Source organism: Aeromonas sp. R10-2 (assembly GCF_040908445.1).
In the GTDB taxonomy this organism is placed as follows: Bacteria; Pseudomonadota; Gammaproteobacteria; order Enterobacterales; family Aeromonadaceae; genus Aeromonas; species Aeromonas veronii.
Genome location: NZ_JBFODS010000087.1, coordinates 34411 through 53159, shown reverse-complemented (window position 1 = coordinate 53159; position 18749 = coordinate 34411). Strand labels below are relative to the sequence as shown.

17 protein-coding genes are annotated in these 18749 nt (G+C 58.5%); 10 read left to right on the top strand and 7 right to left on the bottom strand.

Going from position 1 to position 18749, the window contains the following annotated elements; genetic code table 11:
- Positions 1-366: 366 nt before the first annotated feature.
- Entirely contained in the window at positions 367-2547 is a 2181-nt protein-coding gene (gene pta / locus AB5Y97_RS17325) for a phosphate acetyltransferase (protein WP_368158558.1), read from the bottom strand.
- Positions 2548-2601: 54 nt separating this feature from the next.
- Positions 2602-3804 carry an acetate kinase gene (locus tag AB5Y97_RS17320; protein ID WP_368158556.1) on the bottom strand — a complete coding sequence of 401 codons (1203 nt, stop codon included), beginning with the start codon at positions 3802-3804 and terminating at the stop codon, positions 2602-2604.
- 304 nt (positions 3805-4108) lie between these two features.
- On the opposite strand from AB5Y97_RS17320, the gene yfbV reads away from it, so the two are divergent.
- Positions 4109-4549, top strand: coding sequence for a terminus macrodomain insulation protein YfbV (gene yfbV, locus AB5Y97_RS17315; protein WP_005339116.1), 441 nt, complete (start codon positions 4109-4111; stop codon positions 4547-4549).
- A gap of 59 nt (positions 4550-4608) precedes the next feature.
- Here yfbV and AB5Y97_RS17310 read toward each other — a convergent pair whose 3' ends face one another.
- The 3 genes from AB5Y97_RS17310 to AB5Y97_RS17300 all read right to left on the bottom strand — a co-directional run bounded on the left by AB5Y97_RS17310 (position 4609) and on the right by AB5Y97_RS17300 (position 6295).
- Entirely contained in the window at positions 4609-5109 is a 501-nt protein-coding gene (locus AB5Y97_RS17310; RefSeq protein WP_236563144.1) for a YfbU family protein, read from the bottom strand.
- Positions 5110-5272: 163 nt separating this feature from the next.
- Complete coding sequence (gene bcp, locus AB5Y97_RS17305) at positions 5273-5737, bottom strand: thioredoxin-dependent thiol peroxidase (protein WP_042059887.1); 465 nt, start codon at positions 5735-5737, stop codon at positions 5273-5275.
- A 24-nt stretch (positions 5738-5761) separates the two neighbouring features.
- Positions 5762-6295 carry a glycine cleavage system protein R gene (locus AB5Y97_RS17300; protein ID WP_005349229.1) on the bottom strand — a complete coding sequence of 178 codons (534 nt, stop codon included), beginning with the start codon at positions 6293-6295 and terminating at the stop codon, positions 5762-5764.
- A gap of 205 nt (positions 6296-6500) precedes the next feature.
- Here AB5Y97_RS17300 and dapA point away from each other — a divergent pair, with 205 nt between their 5' ends.
- From dapA to AB5Y97_RS17285, 3 genes are all read left to right on the top strand, one after another.
- Entirely contained in the window at positions 6501-7388 is an 888-nt protein-coding gene (dapA, locus tag AB5Y97_RS17295) for a 4-hydroxy-tetrahydrodipicolinate synthase (protein WP_005349232.1), read from the top strand.
- Positions 7381-8508, top strand: coding sequence for an outer membrane protein assembly factor BamC (gene bamC / locus AB5Y97_RS17290; RefSeq protein ID WP_368158555.1), 1128 nt, complete (start codon positions 7381-7383; stop codon positions 8506-8508). The genes dapA and bamC overlap by 8 nt, the downstream gene beginning before the upstream one ends.
- A gap of 167 nt (positions 8509-8675) precedes the next feature.
- The gene (locus AB5Y97_RS17285; protein WP_040065098.1) at positions 8676-9779 is read left to right on the top strand and encodes a phosphoribosylaminoimidazolesuccinocarboxamide synthase; all 1104 of its coding nucleotides are present in this window, start codon (positions 8676-8678) and stop codon (positions 9777-9779) included.
- Positions 9780-9907: 128 nt separating this feature from the next.
- Here the strand turns inward: AB5Y97_RS17285 and AB5Y97_RS17280 are convergent, their stop codons facing one another.
- Positions 9908-10510 (bottom strand): short chain dehydrogenase, encoded by a 603-nt coding sequence (locus AB5Y97_RS17280; RefSeq protein ID WP_201945853.1) that lies wholly within the window; start codon positions 10508-10510, stop codon positions 9908-9910.
- A gap of 97 nt (positions 10511-10607) precedes the next feature.
- On the opposite strand from AB5Y97_RS17280, the gene AB5Y97_RS17275 reads away from it, so the two are divergent.
- The 4 genes from AB5Y97_RS17275 (at position 10608) to AB5Y97_RS17260 (ending at position 13529) form a co-directional block, all read left to right on the top strand.
- Positions 10608-11507: a LysR family transcriptional regulator gene (locus AB5Y97_RS17275; protein ID WP_201945899.1), complete on the top strand. Its 900-nt coding sequence runs from the start codon at positions 10608-10610 to the stop codon at positions 11505-11507.
- A 71-nt stretch (positions 11508-11578) separates the two neighbouring features.
- Positions 11579-12220: a DUF2057 domain-containing protein gene (locus AB5Y97_RS17270; RefSeq protein ID WP_342402258.1), complete on the top strand. Its 642-nt coding sequence runs from the start codon at positions 11579-11581 to the stop codon at positions 12218-12220.
- A 74-nt stretch (positions 12221-12294) separates the two neighbouring features.
- Positions 12295-12741 (top strand): HIT domain-containing protein, encoded by a 447-nt coding sequence (locus AB5Y97_RS17265; protein ID WP_179903192.1) that lies wholly within the window; start codon positions 12295-12297, stop codon positions 12739-12741.
- 89 nt (positions 12742-12830) lie between these two features.
- Positions 12831-13529: a DUF3334 family protein gene (locus AB5Y97_RS17260; RefSeq protein WP_005339098.1), complete on the top strand. Its 699-nt coding sequence runs from the start codon at positions 12831-12833 to the stop codon at positions 13527-13529.
- 67 nt (positions 13530-13596) lie between these two features.
- On the opposite strand, the gene AB5Y97_RS17255 is transcribed toward AB5Y97_RS17260, so the two are convergent.
- Complete coding sequence (locus AB5Y97_RS17255; RefSeq protein ID WP_019446216.1) at positions 13597-14583, bottom strand: DUF2860 family protein; 987 nt, start codon at positions 14581-14583, stop codon at positions 13597-13599.
- Between the two features lie 206 nt (positions 14584-14789).
- On the opposite strand from AB5Y97_RS17255, the gene arcB reads away from it, so the two are divergent.
- Entirely contained in the window at positions 14790-17102 is a 2313-nt protein-coding gene (gene arcB, locus AB5Y97_RS17250; protein WP_021231951.1) for an aerobic respiration two-component sensor histidine kinase ArcB, read from the top strand.
- Positions 17103-17153: 51 nt separating this feature from the next.
- A complete protein-coding gene (gene dgt / locus AB5Y97_RS17245) occupies positions 17154-18518 on the top strand; it encodes a dGTPase (RefSeq protein ID WP_201945849.1) in 1365 nt (454 codons plus the stop codon).
- Positions 18519-18749 lie beyond the last annotated feature (231 nt).

Sequence of the window (18749 nt, the reverse complement as noted above, 5' to 3'; positions counted from 1 at the left end):
TGATGTTGGATTTTGCCGAGTGGGCACTTTGAGAAATAGCGTATCGAACGGGTCTTTTTCACTGCAACTTCTGACAGGTCAAATTCTCATGCCGATGGTGGCAGATTTGCTATAAGCGCTCCGCCATGAATGCCTCCGTATAGCCAACCTTATGATCTGGAATGTATTTCAGATGCATCTTTGATTTGACGAGCACACGTCCCCGAGACGCTCTGCTCAAACCGTTGTTGACGTGCCGGATGGCATTATTCTGCACAACACGGTGCGGATGGCATGTTTCACTGGTGTTCCAGTGATACTTAATAAAAAAGGCTGCTCACCTGGGGTGAGCAGCCTTTGTGATCGGTTTTTTCAGGTTAGAGCTGATTAAGCTTGTTCGTCAGCCTGAGCAGCCTGGATACCGGTCAGGGCGATGGTGTAGACGATGTCGTCAACCAGGGCGCCACGGGACAGGTCGTTGACCGGCTTGCGCATGCCTTGCAGCATCGGGCCGATGGAGACCAGGTCAGCGGAACGCTGCACCGCTTTGTAAGTGGTGTTACCGGTATTCAGGTCAGGGAACACGAACACAGTGGCTTTACCAGCAACCGGTGAGTTCGGTGCCTTGGACTTGGCCACGTTCTCCATGATGGCCGCGTCGTACTGCAGTGGGCCGTCGATGATGAGGTCGGGGCGCTTGGCCTTGGCCAGCTCGGTCGCTTCACGCACTTTCTCTACATCGGCACCAGCGCCAGAGGTACCGGTAGAGTAGGAGATCATGGCTACGCGCGGTTCGATGCCGAACGCGGCAGCGGAGTCGGCGGACTGGATGGCGATCTCGGCCAGCTGCTCGGCAGTCGGATCCGGGTTGATCGCGCAGTCACCGTAGACCAGCACCTGGTCAGGCAGCAGCATGAAGAAGATGGAGGAGATCAGGGAAGAGCCCGGCGCGGTCTTGATGATCTGCATCGGCGGACGGATGGTGTTGGCAGTGGTGTGCACTGCGCCGGATACCAGGCCGTCAACTTCATTGCGCTCCAGCATCATGGTACCCAGTACCACGTTGTCTTCCAGCTGCTCGCGAGCAACCACTTCGGTCATGCCCTTGTTCTTGCGCAGCTCGACCAGACGCGGCACATAGCGCTCGCGTACAACGGCCGGATCGATGATCTCGACGCGATCGGTCAGAACTACACCCTGCTGTTCGGCAACTCGACGGATCTCTTCCGGGTTACCCAGCAGTACCGGACGGGCAATGCCACGCTCGGCACAGATGGCGGCAGCCTTGATGGTGCGCGGCTCGTCGCCTTCCGGCAGCACGACACGCTTGTTGGCCTGACGGGCCAGCTCGGTCAGCTGATAACGGAACGCCGGCGGGCTCAGGCGACGGGAACGGGTAGAGCTGACGGTCAGCGACTCGATCCAGTGCTTGTCGATGTGGCCAGCGACGTAGTCCTGTACCAGCTCGATACGCTCGCGGTCATCTTCCGGAATATCGACGTTGAAGTTCTGCAGGCTGACGGCGGTCTGCCAGGTGTTGGTACCGGTCATCATGATCGGCAGGCCGGTGGCCATGGCCTGTTGGCACAGCGCCATGACCTGCGGCTCCGGATGATAGTTACCAGTCAGCAGCAGGGCGCCCAGCTTGACGCCGTTCATGGCGGAGAGGCAGGCAGAGACGATAACGTCAGAGCGGTCGCCAGAGGTGACCAGCAGGCTGCCCGGACGGAAGTGCTCAACCATGTTGTGAATGGAGCGAGCACAGAAGGTCACGGTCTGCAGACGGCGGCTGTCCAGCTCACCCTTGTGCAGGATCTTGGCGGCCAGATGCTTGGCGAGATCCTTGGCGCGCGGGGCGATCAGCTGGGTGTTCCAAGGGATGCAACCCAGGATGCGCAGCGGGCTCTTGCCGAACACTTGCAGCACTTCCAGATTGTGAGCCGCGTCGGAAGCGTGGTGATGGGCTTCGAACATCTCGGTCAGGTCAGGGCGGGTTACGCCATGCTCGTCAACCGGCGCGCCAACCTTGTTGATCACGCAGCCAACGATACGGGGGTTGTTGACACCACCGAAGTTGGAGCAGGCCAGTTCGATGCGCTCTTTCAGCTTCTGGCTGGAGTCATGGCCCGGGTGGGTCACGAATACCATGTCAGCGTCCAGTGCCTTGGCCACGTCGTAGTTCAGCTTGTTGGCAAAGGGCTGCTTGTCGGTCGGTACCATACCTTCGACAACCAGCACTTCGGCACCACTGGTTTTCACGTGTTCTTCGAAGCGGGCAACGATCTCTTCCAGCAGGATATCGGTGTTGCTGGAGCTGATCATGTTCTCGGCGTAGGAGAGGGTGAAGGGCTCGGGCGGATTGATGTTGGCAGCAGCGCGGATAACGGCGGTTGAGCGCTCGGCACCGGTTTCACCCGGACGCGGCTGGGCAACCGGTTTGAAGAAGCTGACATTGACACCGTGACGTTCCATGGCGCGAACAACGCCCAGACTCACGGAAGTTACGCCGACACCAGTGCCGACCGGGATAAGCATAATAGTGCGTGCCACTTTATACCCCTTGTTCATTTTTTGGGATCAGGAAAAGGCCGCCCTGTGGGCGGCCTCGAGTTACTGCGTCAATTAAGCGCCGACCAGTTCCAGCGCGTCGTGGGCGATGACCCACTCTTCGTTGGTCGGGATAACCAGGGCCTTGGTAGAACCAGCCTTGGTGATCTCGCCACCCTTGCCGAAACGAGCCTTCAGGTTGGCGTCGTGATCAACGTCAAAGCCCAGCAGACCCAGCTTGTTCAGGGTGATTTCACGGATCGGGGCGGAGTTTTCACCGATACCACCGGTGAAAACAACGGCGTCCAGACGACCGTCCATGGCGGCAGCGTAGGCGCCGATGTACTTGGCCAGGCGATAGCAGTAAACGTCCATGGCACGCTTGGCCTCTTCTTTGCTGTCGTAGTTGTCTTCAACGAAACGGCAGTCGGAGGTCACTTCGGTCAGACCCAGCAGGCCGGACTCTTTGGTCAGCATGGTGTTGATCTGATCGACGCTCATGCCCAGCTTGTCGTGCAGGAAGAAGATGATGGCCGGGTCCAGATCGCCGGAGCGGGTACCCATCACCAGACCTTCCAGCGGAGTCAGGCCCATGGAGGTATCAACAGACTTGCCGTTCTTGATGGCACAGACGGAACCGCCGTTGCCCAGGTGGCAGTTGATGATGTTGAGCTCTTCAACCGGCTTGTTCAGCTGCTTGGCCGCTTCCAGGCTGATGTAGTAGTGGCTGGTGCCGTGAGCGCCGTAGCGACGGATGCCGTTCTCTTTGTAGAGTTTGTACGGCAGGGCGTACAGGAAGGCTTCTTCCGGCATGGTCTGGTGGAAAGCGGTATCGAATACGGCCACGTTCTTGTCTGCCAGTGCCGGGAATACGCGGCGAGCTTCACGGATACCGATCAGGTGAGCCGGGTTGTGCAGCGGTGCGTACGGAACGGCGGCTTCGATGCCGGCAATCACGTCTTCGCAGATGACAACGGAAGAGGTGAAACGCTCGCCGCCGTGAACAACACGGTGACCGATGGCGATCAGGTTCTTGGCCAGTTCCGGATTGAGCGGCAGGATCTTGTTGACGATGAAGTCCAGCGCTTCCTGGTGAGCGGCACCCGCGCCCAGATCGGCACTGCCTTTCTCGCCATTCAGTTTCCACTTGATGCGGGCATCGTCGAGGTTGAAGCACTCGGCCAGGCCGGACAGCAGGTCATCACCGGTGGTTGCGTCAATGACGGCAAACTTCAGGGAAGAGCTGCCACAGTTAAGAACAAGAACCAGCTTACTCATGAATAAATCCTATCGCAGATTGGGTTGTGTAGGCGGATGCGTTGGACGCGGTGCGGCCAAAAACTTTCAACTTATCCTTATGAGGGTTGGCAATCTGTTGCTTGCCCCTTGTATAGTGATACAAGACCCGAAATCCAGACGTCCCTGACAGGTCAATAGCAAGAAGCTTTTGACGCAAAAATGGGCGTACAAAGGATAACCCGATTGTTGAAAAATAACAAAGTCATCCTCAACCTTTGTTACTTTGCATCAAATTTTGTCGAGGTTTTGCCGTTAGTACGTTCAAAAAGCGCTCGGAGGTAGTATGAGCATGAACATTTTTGGAACTAAGTTACAGCAAGGCCGCCATTATATGACGCTTTGGCCGCGCCGTCCCGAGCTCAATTCGATGTTTCCTGAAAATCGGGTGATCAAGGCGACCGAGTTCGCCCTCAAGGTGATCCCCGCGCTGGCGGTGTTGAGCGTGATGCTGCAGTTCCAGTTTGGCGAGCTGCACTACTGGCCCTCCGTCATCACTTCCGTGCTGTTTCTGCTCAGTTTGCCGCTGCAGGGCTACTACTGGCTCGGCCAGCGTGCCGACACCCGTTTACCCCCGTCGCTGGCGAGCTGGTATCGGGAGATCAACGGCAAGATGAATGAGCAGGGTGGCCGTCGTCAGCTGGTGTCTCAGCCGCGCTATGAAGAGCTGGCCGATACCCTCAAGGCCGCCTTCCAGCAGCTCGATAAATCCTTTCTCTACGAATAACCCGTTTCAGATGCAAAAAGGCGCCAGTGGCGCCTTTTTTGTTGTGGCCGGTGTGTGGATCAGGCCGCCAGCACCTTGCGGATCTCCTGGATGGAGAGCTTGTACTGACGTGGACACTGACGCCACACCTGCAGCATCCGCTGGTACTTGTCGCGCATGGCGATGTCGCTGGAGAGCTCGTCGCACGGGCACTTGAGCTCGGGGAAGCGCTTGTCCACCTCCAGCAGGAAGCAGACGTAGTCAGCCAGCTCACGCTCTTGGCTGCGGCTGTAGCCGTTGAACTCCAGACGGCTGGCGTTGATCTCGCCCTGATCGGCGGCATCCAGATTACCCCATGAGATGGCCAGTGCGTGGTGCAGCTCCAGGGTGTCGATTACCTCCTGGCAGGTCGCCAGATCCAGATGGCCGAAGCTCTTCTCCAGCTCGAGGATCTGCAGGCAGTAGCCGCGCTCGATGATGGTGCTTGCGCGCTGGTAGGCGTCCGCTTTCTCCGGATTGAGTTTCGCCAGAATTTCGTACTGGTTGCTCAGGATCAAACGCTCAGTGTTGCTCATGTTCATGGGATATCTCGCTGGAAGATGATTCTTGGGTCACGTTAACCCATATATAAAATGAATTTTTTGATCTGGGCGGGGGAGTTGGTGAGAAAAATCCACTGGCAAGGGCTTGCTGGCCAGACAAAAAAGGCCTGCATGGCAGGCCTTTCAATGACGCAGGGGAGGGTTATCCCTTGAGGAAATCCAGTACCACCTGATGGTGATCGCTGGTTTTGAACTTGTCGAAGTGGTGGGCAATCTTGCCCTCTTCATCGATCAGGAAGCTCTGACGGTGAATGCCGTCATACTCTTTGCCCATGAATTTCTTCGGGCCCCAGACGCCAAAAGCATCGGCGACGGCGTGGTCTTCATCAGCCAGCAGGGTGAAGTTGAGCTGGTCCCGCTCTTCGAACTTTTTCAGCCGTTTGGCCGGGTCCGGGCTGATGCCAAGCACCACCACATTGAGGGCGGTCAACTCGGCGTTCACATCGCGCAGGCTGCAGGCCTGGGTGGTGCAGCCGGGGGTCATCGCCTTGGGATAGAAGTAGACCAGTACTTTTTTGCCGCGCAGGCCAGCAAGGCTGACCTGATTGCCATTCTGATCGGGCAGGGAGAAATCGGGGGCGGGGCTGCCAGCTTGTAGTGGTTGCATGGGGTCTCCTCGGGTAAAACGCCCTCAGGCGTGTTTGCGATTGACGATAAACTCGAACGATTCGGCACCCAGTTGACGACAGAATTCGGCGAAGGCGGTTTGCGAACCTTCCACTTCACCCTCTCTGGCCAGATTGAGCTGAAAACTGATCTTCAGCAGGTTGAACGGCTGCTGCTCCAGGGTCATTGATTGCATCGCCTGAATGTTCCAGCCATGTTCGCTGAAGAACTGGGTGCACTGGCTTACGATGCCGGGCTCGTCGCGGATCAACAGGTCGGCACTGGCGCGGACGTCATACTGCAGGGACTGGTGGCGTTCGGTGCGTTTCATCATGGTGATGAGATCCCACTCCTGGCTACGCAGGGGCAGGCTGATTTCGAGTTGCATCATGCTGTTCCAGTCGCCCGAGAGCAGCATGATAAAGGTAAATTCATTGCCGAAGATGCCAAGGCGGCTGTCCACAATGTTGCAACCACAGCCACTGACGTGGCGGGTCACTTCATTGACGATGCCAGGCCTGTCCGTGCCGATGGCCGTTACGACCAAGTAGTGAGTCATAAATCTTCTCTCGTCCGTTATTTCGTTGCGAAAGCCGCGCTGGCAAGCCAACCCTCCGGCCCTGATGACCACTCCCTGAGGGACGCTGCCGACTTTCGTTCATTACTTTTTGTTCCGGATGGTATCACGGCTTGCCCCCTCTCTCCCTTGTTTTTCAAAGGGGTCAGCTTTACCATTACGCCCCTGAAAATCGGGAGAAAAGTCCATGTTACGCGGTAGTATTGTTGCGCTCGTTACCCCCATGCTGGCTTCAGGTGAAGTCGATTGGGCCAGTCTGGCCAAACTGGTCGACTATCATGTCAGCGCCGGGACCAGCGCCATTGTTGCGGTGGGTACCACAGGGGAATCGGTGACCCTGAGCGAGCAGGAGCATATCGCCGTCGTTGAAAAGACCGTTGAGTATGCCGCCGGACGCATTCCCGTCATCGCCGGTTGCGGCTCCAACAATACCGCCCATGCCATTGAATTGGCAAAGCGACTGGCCAAAACCGGCGTGGTGGCGGGCCTCTCGGTGACTCCTTACTACAACAAGCCCACTCAGGAAGGTCTCTATCGCCACTATTGTGCGATCGCCGAGGCTAGTGGTCTGCCCCAAATTCTTTATAATGTGCCCGGTCGCACCTGTTGCGATCTCAAACCGGAGACCGTGGCCCGTCTGGCCAAGGTTCCCGGCATTATCGGTTTGAAAGAGGCAACCGGCGATTTGAGCCGCACCCCGCTGCTGCGCGAGCTGTGCGGGCCGGAGTTTGCTCTCTACAGTGGCGACGATGCCACTGGTTGTGATTTTATGCTGCAAGGTGGCGATGGCGTGATTTCGGTCACCACCAATATTGCAGCGGCCCAGATGGCCGACATGTGTCGTGCTGCGCTGGCCGGTGATGCCGGGCAGGCGCATGACATCAACAATCTCTTGATGCCGTTGCACAAGACTCTGTTCTGCGAACCGAGCCCCACCCCGGTGAAATGGGCCTGTGCCCAACTGGGGTTGATTGCAACAGCCACCTTGCGTCTGCCGCTGGTTGACCTCACCCCCGAGGGCGAACAGCTGATGGCGCGAGCACTGACCACAGCGGAGTTGATGGCGAGTGTTTAAATCTAATGGAAAGGGAAATAGAGCCCGTCTGGTGCTGAGCGTTGCGACTGTGGCCGTCTTGGCCGGTTGCAGCACCCCCCAGGATCGCAAAATGGCCAACCGCGACTTCGGTTACGAAGATGCCCGCCTCGAGGGCCGCGCGTTCTTGATCCCCGCAGGATTGAGTGCCCCCACCTTCAACAGCCAGTACGACATCCCGCCGCTTCCCGAAAGCAGCCGTGAAGGTGCCCTCGGCGCCCAGGTCGATGTGCGCCCACCCGCTCAACTGCTGACAGTGGTACCGGGCAGTCAGGTGGTGCAGAGCGCAACCGAACCGACCGTTGCCTTCTATGCCCTGAGCACCAGCCAGAGCGTGGAGCGCGATACCTGGTCGTTCCTGATGAACTTCCTGGCCAAATACAAGGTCACCACCGAGAAGCTGGATCAGCAGGATGGCGTATTGCAGACCGGCTGGTTTGACAACACAGTCGCCCTCGATGGCTGGGGTGAAGATGACGAAGACTTCAAAATCCGTCAGCGTTACCAGTTCACCGTGCGCAACGATGCCCAGCGCCACGCCGTCAATATGTCGGTCCGGGTACTGGATCACGAAGAGACCATCGACGGCGAGACCAGCAACAAGCTGACCCCAGCCGATGCCCAGCGCTATGCTGCGCGAGTGCTGAACCAGTTCTCTCTCTATTACGACAGCCAGCTGAAAGCCCGCGAGCAGCACAAGTCCAACGATGGCATGGGTCTGCAACTGGGTCTGGACAACAACGAGCTGAGCGCCTGGATTGCCGAAGGCTCCTTTGATCAGGTGTGGCGTCGTCTCAACCAGGTACTGCCCGCTTACGGTTTCACCATCAAGGATACCCAGCAGTCACTGGGCTGGATCGACGTCGAGTACGAAGAGCCGGGCGCCGAGTTCTGGAAGGCGAAAGGGAGCAAGCCGTTCAAACTGGAGGAGGAGAAATACCGCTTCCAGCTTGGCGAAATGGCGGGAGGCAAGACCTCCATCACCCTGTTCGACAAGGACAAGAAGCCGGTATCGTCCGGGGTTATCTCCCAGATGTATATCAGCCTGTCCGAGGCGTTCGCCAAGGGGCTGGCCGATCAGGCAGCAGCAAAAGCAGAATAAATACAGGGGCCTTGTGCCCCTGTTTTGTTATCTGAATCCCCCTGAAAACGCGGTGATTCCGAGCGGTTTTCGATGATGCGAGCCCCCTTGCCAGCCCGTTGCAAACAGAGCGCGCAGGTGAGTAACTCGCGATGTTTACCCCCCACAAACAGGAAGTGTTATTAGCCATGAGTCTTGCAGATCAAGTATTGGCGGTGAATGACGATTTGCCGATCCGTACCGATAAACCTGTCCATTCCGGCAAAGTGCGCAGCGTCTACTGGTTGACCCCCGAAGACAGTGCCCGGCTCATAAAAGAGAAAGGCTATGATGTGCCGGCCGATGCGCCCCTCGCCCTCATGGTGATCAGCGATCGCATCTCGGCCTTCGATTGCATCTGGCAAGGTGTGGATGGCCTGAACGGCGTACCGGGCAAAGGGGCGGCGCTCAACGCCATCTCCAGCCACTGGTTCAAGCTGTTCAAGGAGAAGGGACTGGCCGACAGCCACATTCTGGATATTCCGCACCCCTTCGTCTGGATCGTGCAAAAAGCCCGTCCGGTGATGATCGAGGCGATTGCCCGCCAATACATCACCGGCTCCATGTGGCGTGCCTACAAGGATGGCGAGCGCGAGTTCTGCGGCATCACCCTGCCGGAAGGGCTGAAAAAGGATCAGAAACTGCCGGAGATCCTCATCACTCCCTCCACCAAGGGCGTGCTGAAAGGGCTGGATGGCGTGCCGGAAGCCGATGACGTCAACGTCTCCCGTGCCGATATCGAGCGCCATTATAAGGGCTTCAACTTCAGCAAGCCGGCCGATATCGACCGCTACGAAGTGCTGCTCAAAGAGGGCTTCAACGTCATTAGCGACGCGCTGGCCGGGCTGGATCAGATCTTCGTCGATACCAAGTTCGAGTTTGGTTACGTCCACGATGCGGCGGGCAATGAAAAGCTCATCTACATGGATGAAGTGGGCACCCCCGACAGCTCCCGTATCTGGGATGGCGCGGCCCTGCGCGACGGTCAGATTGTCGAGAAGTCGAAAGAGGGTTTCCGTCAGTGGCTGCTCAACCACTTCCCGGATCCGGACATCCTGCTCAACAAGAACCGCATGCCGGAACGTTTTGCCCTGGCCCGCGACAACAAGCTGCCGACCGAAGTGATGATGGATATCTCCAACACCTATGTCGGGATCGCCGAGAAGATCATCGGCCACAAGCTGGCGCGTTCTGCCAATCCCAAGCAGGAGATCATCGAGGTGCTGCGCGATCAGTACGGTCTGATCGACTAAGGGTTGCTCTCTTTTTTTGTCGTCAAAAAACAAACGTTTGCTGATGGCGAAGGAGATAGGCAGAGAAACAGACGGGCCCCGCTATGGGGCCCGTTTTTATTGCTGGTCTGGCGGCAAGCGAGCGGCGATTAGCCGTTGACCCTGAACACCTGACCGGTCTGGATGCCCAACACCGACTTCTTGTAAGCCTGCGCCACCTTGGCGGCTGGCACCGGCACGAACCCCGGGAAGAAGTCGGCGTATTTGTCCATCGACTCCGCCAGCACGGTGGGGCTCACCACGTTGATGCGAAGGCCTCTGGGTAGCTCGCAGGCGGCCGCTTTCACAAAGTGATCGATGGCGCCGTTGACTGTGCTGGCGCTCACGCCCCAGTTGATCGGCTCCTCGCTCAGAATACCGCTGATCAAAGTGATGGAACCCTTGTCAGTCAGATAGGGAATGGCGGCTCGGGTCAGGTTGATCTGGCCCATCAGCTTGCTCTCCAGTCCCACCTGCCACTGCTCGTCGGTCATCTCGGTCAGGCCGTTGAAGGCCACGTTGCCGCTGGCTACCACCAGCGCATCGAACTGACCCACCTTGGCAAACAGCGCCTTGATGGAGGCGGGATCGCGCATATCGACCGTGGCATCACCACGGCTGTGGCCGACCCGGATCACCTGATGATCTTTGGCAAGCAGTTCACTGACCGCGGAGCCGACGGTGCCGGAGGCACCCACAATCACAATTTTCATCTGCATCACTCCTGGTTGGGATGTATCGATTCTAGCGCAACATAAAATGCGAAAAAGCGCGTAAAATAAACCCATTGTTTCCATATTGGAGCTAATGATGGATATCGCCCATCTGGCCAGTTTTTATGAAGTGGTGCTGCGCGGCAGTTTCTCGGCCGCTGCCGATACGCTGGGAGTGAGCAAGGGGATGCTGAGCCGCCATGTCAGCGCGCTGGAGACCTCCCTCAATGCACAACTGTTGCAGCGCACCACCCGCCGCCTCAGTCTGACCGAGGCGGGCAAGACCCTCTATCAGCAGGCGGGGGAGATCTTCGCGCTGGCTCGGCAGGCGGAGCAGGATATTCAGGCGCTGACCGAAGAGGATTGCGGACGACTGCGCTTTACCTGCCCGGTCAGCACTGGCGACCGCATGGTGAGCGAACTGCTGACCAGCTTTGCCGCGCTCTGCCCGGGAGTGGAGGTGGAACTCAATTTCACCAACCAGATGGTCGACATGAGTCAGGGAGAAAACGACATCGCCCTGCGCGCCATGAGTGAGGTGCCGGACAATCTGGTGGCCCTGCCGCTGGGGCGGCTCAAGGATGTGGTGGTGGCGAGCCCCGCACTGGTGGCGCGAGAGGGGCGTCCCGCCACTCCCTATGAGCTGAGCGGGCGCAGCTGCATGTTGCAGGGGCACAATCCGGCTTGGGAGCAGTGGCACTTTATCCGTGAGGGGGAAGAGGCCCACATTCTGGTGCAGGGCAAGGTGCGAGCCAACCACTACAGCACAGTGCTGCAACTGGCGCGTGCCGGTATGGGCTATGCCAAGTGCCCGCTGATGCTGGTGGAGTCGCTGCTGACGGCGGGAGAGCTGGTGACCGTGCTCGACGAATGGCAGAGCGGGCTGCATCAGCTCCATGTACTGCATGCCCAGCAGCGGCGGGTGCCGCGCAAGATCCGGCTGTTCAAGCAGGTGCTGGCCCAGTGGTTTACCGAGCGGCCCCACTACCTGTTCTGAGCGGCGTTATTTTTCTGTCATCTTCGGCTGCTACCCTGCGCCCATCATCGGCATCAGGAAGATCAGCGGGAATGAAGAGTAATAGAGGGTTGACCGGTTTTGTGCTGCTCTGTGCAGTCTTGGGGGCCGGCAGTGTACAGGCCATGGTGGAAGTGAAGGTGCCGGAGAATTTCCGCATCCTCGCGGTGAGCAACGGCACCTTGCAAGATGAGCAGCATGCCACCCTGGCGGATGGAGAGCAGCAACTGCTGGTGCGCTTCGAGGGGGTGATCCCCAGTCGCAGCAGCAGCGAGAATGATCGGCAGGTACGCTCAGAGCCGCAGGTGGTGCGCTATCAGGGCAGCAATCAGCATTTGCAGTTGACGGCCAGCGTACCGGGAGACGAGCGGGGGATGCAGGCGTATGCCAAGGCTCCTGTGGTGGCGTTGCAGGAGAATGGCCACGCGCTTGCTATCCAGCAGGATGTGCTGGTGACCAGCGGCATGCTGCTTGGGGTGGATTGGAACGGCAAACTGGCTGAATACAACCGCAGCGGCGGCAAGGCGGCGCTGACGGCTGGCGCCGTTGCTACGCAGCCAACGGCCACGGCCGCTGGTGGGGCTCAACTCGTTGTGGCAGCCAGCGAGCTGGAAGGGCAGTTGCAGCAGCTGTTCCTCCAGGCAGACCCGGCCCTGCGCAAGCGCTTTATCGGTTGGGCCGTCCCACAGCTTTAAGTTTTCTGCCCGTTGCAGTAACGTGGACACTCCTTTTTTCAGGCGCTCTGTTCATCGTACTCAACGAGGTTTTCATGTTTGAATTGCATTCACGCCTGCAGGCAGATACCCGGTGGCTCGGGGATCTGCCCCTCTGCCGTGTCTTGCTGGCCAAAGACAGCCAGTATCCTTGGCTCATTCTGGTACCGCGAGTAGCCAATCTGCGGGAAATTCACCATCTGGCTCCGGAGCAGCAGCAACAACTGATGCAGGAGTCCTGCTCTGTCGCCAACCTGATGGAACAGGCCCTCAGCCCGGACAAGATCAACATCGGCGCGCTGGGCAATCTGGTGCCGCAACTCCATCTTCACCATGTCGCCCGCTTTGCGACGGATCGCGCCTGGCCAGGCCCCATCTGGGGAGCTCATCCGGTCGTGCCTTACGAGCCACAAGTTTTGGCGCAGCAGGCCGATATATGGCGTGCCCGGCTCGCCAAGCTGAGCGGTTTCACCCCTGTGGCTGCTGATAACGGAGTCAACTGAGAGGCGTGTCGCTATTTCAGTCTCCGGGCCGCGCCATCTGTTAGAGTTATGGTATAGATAAGCCCATTTTCGATGTTCAGGAAGGTCCCATGATAGTGACAAGATCCGATGACGATGCCGTATTGACCACAGAGGATGTGCTGCTCAGCCTGTGCAACTCGGTGACGGACGTTTTGAGTGCCGCGACCATGAGTCAGGTGCGGTTTTCCGGCATGGTGCAGCGGATCAGCAAGACCTGCCTCAAGCCGGATATCGGCTGCTTCGTGCTGTTTGATGGCGGTTTTTCCGGTCTGGTGGTAATCAACTTCTCCGCCGCCGCCGCCATGGAGCTGTACGAGAGCTACATGCTGAGCATGGGACTCTCCAAAGAGGATCTCGCCATCTCCCACACCTCTGACGAGGTGAGCAACGTGATGGGCGAGCTGATGAACCAGATCGTCGGCAGCTTTACCGTCAAGGTGGGCCGGGATCTGCAGACCCACATCACCCAGAACCAGCCGAAGATGCTGGCGCTCAACAAGCAGGTGATGCTGAGCGTCGATACCAATCTCGACAGCCCGGAGTCCCGCCGCGTCACCTTCTTCACCGCCCGCAACAATATCTTCTATCTGGAGCTGGCGATGGACAAAACCGAGTTCATCCGCATCCACAATGAGGGGATGGAGCACGAGGAGCTGGATCCCGATGCGCTGATTGCCCAGGCCAAGCAGGATGCCGCCAAGCCGGCTCAGGCTGCGGCCCCGGTTGCCAACGATCACGACGATCTGCTCGACTCTCTGGGTATTTGAGGCAAATGCCGGATAGCAACAAGGCCACCTTCGGGTGGCCTTGTTGTATCGGTGCGAACAACCGTTGTTAGAAGTTGTAGAGCAGGCCGGTGTTGAACATCACGGATTCAGAATCGTAGAAGTTGATGTCGGAATCGGACTTGGCGTAGCCAGCGGTAAAGGTTGCCGAGAGCGGCGCAATACCGAACAGGCGGTGCCAGAAGAAGGTACCGGTCAGGGCAAACTCGTCGGAGTCGGCGTTTTGGCCAAAGATCGGGTTGGCCTCATCATATTTGGTCTGGCCCAGATAGGCGTTGCTGACGAAAGACCACTGGGAAGCGCGCATGCCGTAGGTCAACTGCAGGCCGTTGCTCTTGTAGCTTTGGGCGCTGCCATCCAGATCCGCTTGGCGGTAGATAAAGGCTGGCTCCAGCATCTGACCGGGTGCCAGCTGCCATTTGTAGGAGAGGTCGAGGGCGTGGATCTTGCCGTTGCGATCCAGTTTGGCTGCTGTATCGGCGCCGTACTGGCTGCCGCTGCGCTCCTCATCCACCTCGATGTTGCGGGTGGTCAGGCTACCATTGAAGTTGCTACCCCAGATGCTGTCCCAGGCGAAGCGAACCCCTTTTGACTTGATATCGGTCGACTGACGGTCGACACCCACCGCGAAGGGATCGCTCCATTGCTCGGTCGGCATGGCATTAAAGACCACGGAGCCAGCTACGATGCCCTTGTCGCTCATTTCCTGACGGATACCGAGCTGCTGGGTGAAGTCGAAACGGATGGCATCCTGGATCAGGTTACCGAGGAAGACCTGGGTGCGGGTATCGGCAAAGGTGTAGCGGATATCGGCGTTAAGCAGCGGGGCAACGGCGGAGCTGCTCTCGGCACTGCCCAGTCCGCTCAGGCGGCGGTTTTCATCATCACCACTATAAAAATTCGATTCGTAATTGATGACACTGACCCCGCCAAGCAGGAAACCGGACCAGCCAGACTCCTTGGGAATTTCACCCAAATCAGCATAAGCACTATTTGCGACCAGCAGGCCCAGGCCCAGCAAGGTGGTATTGCGCATCGGATAACTCCTAAATTAAATGGTAGTGAATTTTTTCGGCCGGTGAGTATAAAGAAAAAACCTTAATGGCAACTGACTCAATATTGCCAATTATCCTAACCCACTCATTTCATTCGGCGAATCGTTAATTAATTGTGCGAGATTAAGAAGAGTTCACTCGGTTGTGCTGGTATTCTGTACCGCGAATATCGGGGGAAAACAATAAGATGAAACAGATTAAATCCTGGGCGCAATATTATGTCGATCTTATGACCAAGCTGGGACTGGTGCGCTTCAGTATGTTCCTGGCGGCGGGCATTATCGTGCTGGCGGTCGCCATCCAGATGGGGGTGACCCTGTTCCTGCGCGGCAATATCGATGTGATCGACTTCGTTCGCTCGGTCTTTTTTGGCCTGCTGGTGACCCCCTGGGCGGTCTATTTTCTCTCCATCGTGGTGGATCAGCTGGAGGATTCCCGTCAGCGACTGAGCAGGATGGTGCGCAAGCTGCAAGATATGCGCGAGCGGGATCTGGAGCTCAATACCCAGCTGCAGGAGAACATCAGCCGCCTCAACGCCCAGATTGCCGAGACCAACCGGGCCGAGAGCCTGCGTCTGCAGGCCATCGAGGATCTCGAGAACGAGGTGTTCCAGCGAGAGAAAGCCCAGCTTCATCTGGGGGAGCGCACCGCTCTGCTGCGCTCCTTTATCGACTGCTCCCCCGATCTGGTCTACTACCGCAACGAGGATGAGCAGTTTTCCGGTTGCAACCGCGCCATGGAGGAGCTGACCGGCAAGGTGGAGGCCGAGCTGATTGGTCTGACCCCGTTCGATGTCTACAAGCAGGAGATCGCCAACAAGGTGGTGGAGACCGACAAGCAGGTTTTTGCCAGCAACGAGCCGCTCACCTACGAGCAGTGGCTGGAATATCCCGATGGCCGCAAGGCTTATTTCGAGCTGCGCAAGGTGCCCTTCTTCGACCGCTTCGGCAAGCGACTCGGCCTGCTCGGCTTTGGCCGTGACATCACCGAGCGCAAGCAGTATCAGGACAAGCTGGAGAAGGCGAGCCGCGACAAGACGACCTTTATCTCCACCATCAGCCACGAGTTGCGCACCCCGCTCAACGGCATCGTGGGCTTAAGCCGGATGCTGATGGATACCCCCCTCGATCCCAAGCAGCATCAGCAGCTCAAGACCATTCACCTGAGTGCGGTGACCCTTGGCAATATCTTCAACGACATCATCGACTTGGACAAACTGGATCGCCGTCGCCTCGAAATTGCGCCGACCCGTATCGACTTGCCTGCCTTCCTCGACGAGCTGGAGACCCTGTCGCGCATTCAGGCGGAGCAGAAGGGGCTCTATCTCCATTTCGATCGCGATGGCGACATGCCGCAATTCGTGATGGCTGACGGTACCCGCCTGCGCCAGGTGCTGTGGAATCTGGTGGGCAATGCGGTCAAGTTTACCGATGAGGGGGGTGTCACCGTGCGTTGTCTCTCCCATCCCGCCGACGAGCCGGGCAAGCTGGCCCTGCACTTCGAGGTGGAGGATACCGGTATCGGTATCCCGCGCGCCCAGCAGGAGAAGATCTTCGCCATGTACTATCAGGTGCAGGGCAAGAAGCACGCCACCGGCACCGGCATTGGCCTCGCGGTCTCCCGTCAGCTGGTGCAGGCGATGGGCGGGCAGCTCTATGTGGATAGCGATCCGGGCGAAGGTTCCTGCTTCACCGCCGAGCTGGAAGTGGCTTGCGCCGAGCCTGTGTTGCCAGAGCAGGAGGAGGAGATGCCCTCCCTCGATATCCTGCTGGTGGAGGATGTGGAGCTTAACGTGACGGTGGCCTGCGCCCTGCTGGGCAAGCTGGGTCATCAGGTGCAGGTGGCACGGGACGGCACCCAGGCGTTGGCGATGGCCAACCCGGATGATTTCGACCTCATTTTGCTCGATATCCAGCTGCCGGATATGACAGGCTTCGATGTGGCGAAAACCCTGCTGGAGCGTTATGGCGACAGCCTGCCACCCATGGTGGCGCTCACCGCCAACTCCACCGGCGATCGCCAGTACTACCGGGATCACGGCATGCAGGATGTGATCAACAAGCCGCTTGGCTCCAAAGCGGTGCGGGAGGTGATTGGTCACCTGTTTGCCGATCTGACCGAGGATGAAGCGGACGAGCAGGCTGATGCGGGCAATCAGGATGCCCTGCTGGATATCCCCTTCCTCACCGATTACGCCGATACCGTGGGTAAGCCGGTGCTGCTCTCCAGCGTCGATCTGTTCGAGAAGATGATGCCGGACTACATGGCAGTGCTCGACTCCAACATGATTGCCAAGGATCAAGCTGGGGTGGTGGAAGAGGCACACAAGATAAAAGGGGCGGCAGGCTCCATTGGCCTGCGCCGATTGCAGCAGACGGCACAGCTGATCCAGAGCCCGGATCATCCCGCCTGGTGGGAAAACGTGGAAGACTGGATTGAGACGCTGCGCCGGGAATATCCGGGCGATATTGCCCGTCTGCGGCGCTGGTTGCTGTCTTGAGGCTGGAGGTTGTCTTGAGTCTGATGGAAGTTGCTGGCAAGGAGCTGCGAGATGTATAGCCGTTTGATTACCCCCGTGCGCATCCACCCCTGGGGGGACGAGGAGCTGCTGGAGGCGACCGAGCAGGATCGCGCCCGTATCGTGCAGGCCGCACCGGTGCGCCGGTTGCAGCAGAAGACTCAGGTCTTTCCGCTCGATGTGAAGGCCTCGGTGCGCAGTCGCCTCACCCACTCGCTGGAGGTGCAGGAGACCGGTCGCCAGATCAGCCGCCGCATTCTGGCCGCCTTGCCAGCAGGAACGGTCTGCGAAGGGGCCTTTATCAATCTGGTGGAGATGTCCTGCCTGCTTCATGACGTGGGCAACCCGCCGTTTGGCCACTTTGGCGAGCAGGTGATGAGCCAGTGGCTCGGCGAGATGCTCGATCCCCTCTATCAGCAGGCGCTGGCGCAGCCACCTTCGGCCCAGTGGGCTGAATTGCGTCAGGATCTGCAACTGTTTGATGGCAACGCCCAGAGCTTGCGGCTGGTGCACAGCCTGCACGAGCTCAACCTGACGCTTGGACAACTGGCGGCACTCTGCAAATACCCGCAGCAGCCGCAACCCGGGGTGAGCTATGGCCAGCATCATGGCTGGAGCAGCAAGCGGGGCATCTTCTTCAGTGAGCAGCCGCTCTACCGCGCCCTCGGTCAGAGCCTGGGATTGGCCCCGGGCTGCCGTCATCCGCTGGTCTACATCATGGAGGCGGCCGATGACATCTCCTACTGCATCGCCGATCTGGAAGATGCGGTAGATCGGCGGATCCTGACTCAGGGTGAACTGCTGGCGGCACTGCGGGCCGCTGACCAGAGTGACTACATGGGCACCTTGCTGGATGAGGCGCTGGCTTCTGGTCGGGGCTTTTTCCCCCATTTTCGCCAGCAACTGACCCGGGATCTGGTGGCGCTGGCGGCGCAGAGCTATGTCAGCGAACATCAGGCCATTTTGCAGGGCTCCTATCCGCAAGCGCTGCTGCACGGTCAGGCGCCGGCGGCGCGGGTGCTCGATATCCTAAAGCGGGTGGCCCGCGAGCTGGTCTTTATGCGCCCCGAAGTAGAGGCCCTCGAGCTGGAGGGGTATGCGGCGCTGCGCGGGGTGCTGACCAGTTATGCCTGCCTGTTGTCGCTGCCAGCGCCACAGTTTGCCCGCCTGCTGGCCGGGGAGGGGAGTCAGGCGCTTTTCTTTGCGCGCCGCCTCTATCACCGCCTCTCGGCCCGCCATCTCAAGGCCTATCGATTGGCGATCGCCACCCCGGATCCGCGCTTTGCCTGCCAGAACGAGCAGGAGTGGTATTACCGGGTGCGGCTGCTGCTCGATTATGTCAGCGGCATGACGGATACCTATGTACTGGAAGAGTACCGGCTACTCTCGGGGATCTGATGCCCCAAGCTCCCTGTCGGGCAGCATAAAATGCCGTAAAAACGTTTAAAAAGGAGTCGCAAGAGGCTTGTTTTAAATTCGGATATTTTTTAGACTTCTGCAACCTGTTCAACTTTTATCCGGTAAGGAGACGAATATGCAACATCTGATGCTTAATATTGCATTCTCTCGCGGCACTGCGTGCGGCGTGAAATCTCGTGCTCTTTTACCGCGTGGCGTAAACAGGTAACC

Bases quoted from the DNA above. Each gene is read 5' to 3' on its own strand.
- pta (WP_368158558.1), bottom strand. From the start codon at position 2,547: ATGAACAAGGGGTATAAAGTGGCACGCACTATTATGCTTATCCCGGTC.
- AB5Y97_RS17320 (WP_368158556.1), bottom strand. From the start codon at position 3,804: ATGAGTAAGCTGGTTCTTGTTCTTAACTGTGGCAGCTCTTCCCTGAAG.
- yfbV (WP_005339116.1), top strand. From the start codon at position 4,109: ATGAGCATGAACATTTTTGGAACTAAGTTACAGCAAGGCCGCCATTAT.
- AB5Y97_RS17310 (WP_236563144.1), bottom strand. From the start codon at position 5,109: ATGAACATGAGCAACACTGAGCGTTTGATCCTGAGCAACCAGTACGAA.
- bcp (WP_042059887.1), bottom strand. From the start codon at position 5,737: ATGCAACCACTACAAGCTGGCAGCCCCGCCCCCGATTTCTCCCTGCCC.
- AB5Y97_RS17300 (WP_005349229.1), bottom strand. From the start codon at position 6,295: ATGACTCACTACTTGGTCGTAACGGCCATCGGCACGGACAGGCCTGGC.
- dapA (WP_005349232.1), top strand. From the start codon at position 6,501: ATGTTACGCGGTAGTATTGTTGCGCTCGTTACCCCCATGCTGGCTTCA.
- AB5Y97_RS17285 (WP_040065098.1), top strand. From the start codon at position 8,676: ATGAGTCTTGCAGATCAAGTATTGGCGGTGAATGACGATTTGCCGATC.
- AB5Y97_RS17280 (WP_201945853.1), bottom strand. From the start codon at position 10,510: ATGAAAATTGTGATTGTGGGTGCCTCCGGCACCGTCGGCTCCGCGGTC.
- AB5Y97_RS17275 (WP_201945899.1), top strand. From the start codon at position 10,608: ATGGATATCGCCCATCTGGCCAGTTTTTATGAAGTGGTGCTGCGCGGC.
- AB5Y97_RS17270 (WP_342402258.1), top strand. From the start codon at position 11,579: ATGAAGAGTAATAGAGGGTTGACCGGTTTTGTGCTGCTCTGTGCAGTC.
- AB5Y97_RS17265 (WP_179903192.1), top strand. From the start codon at position 12,295: ATGTTTGAATTGCATTCACGCCTGCAGGCAGATACCCGGTGGCTCGGG.
- AB5Y97_RS17260 (WP_005339098.1), top strand. From the start codon at position 12,831: ATGATAGTGACAAGATCCGATGACGATGCCGTATTGACCACAGAGGAT.
- AB5Y97_RS17255 (WP_019446216.1), bottom strand. From the start codon at position 14,583: ATGCGCAATACCACCTTGCTGGGCCTGGGCCTGCTGGTCGCAAATAGT.
- arcB (WP_021231951.1), top strand. From the start codon at position 14,790: ATGAAACAGATTAAATCCTGGGCGCAATATTATGTCGATCTTATGACC.
- dgt (WP_201945849.1), top strand. From the start codon at position 17,154: ATGTATAGCCGTTTGATTACCCCCGTGCGCATCCACCCCTGGGGGGAC.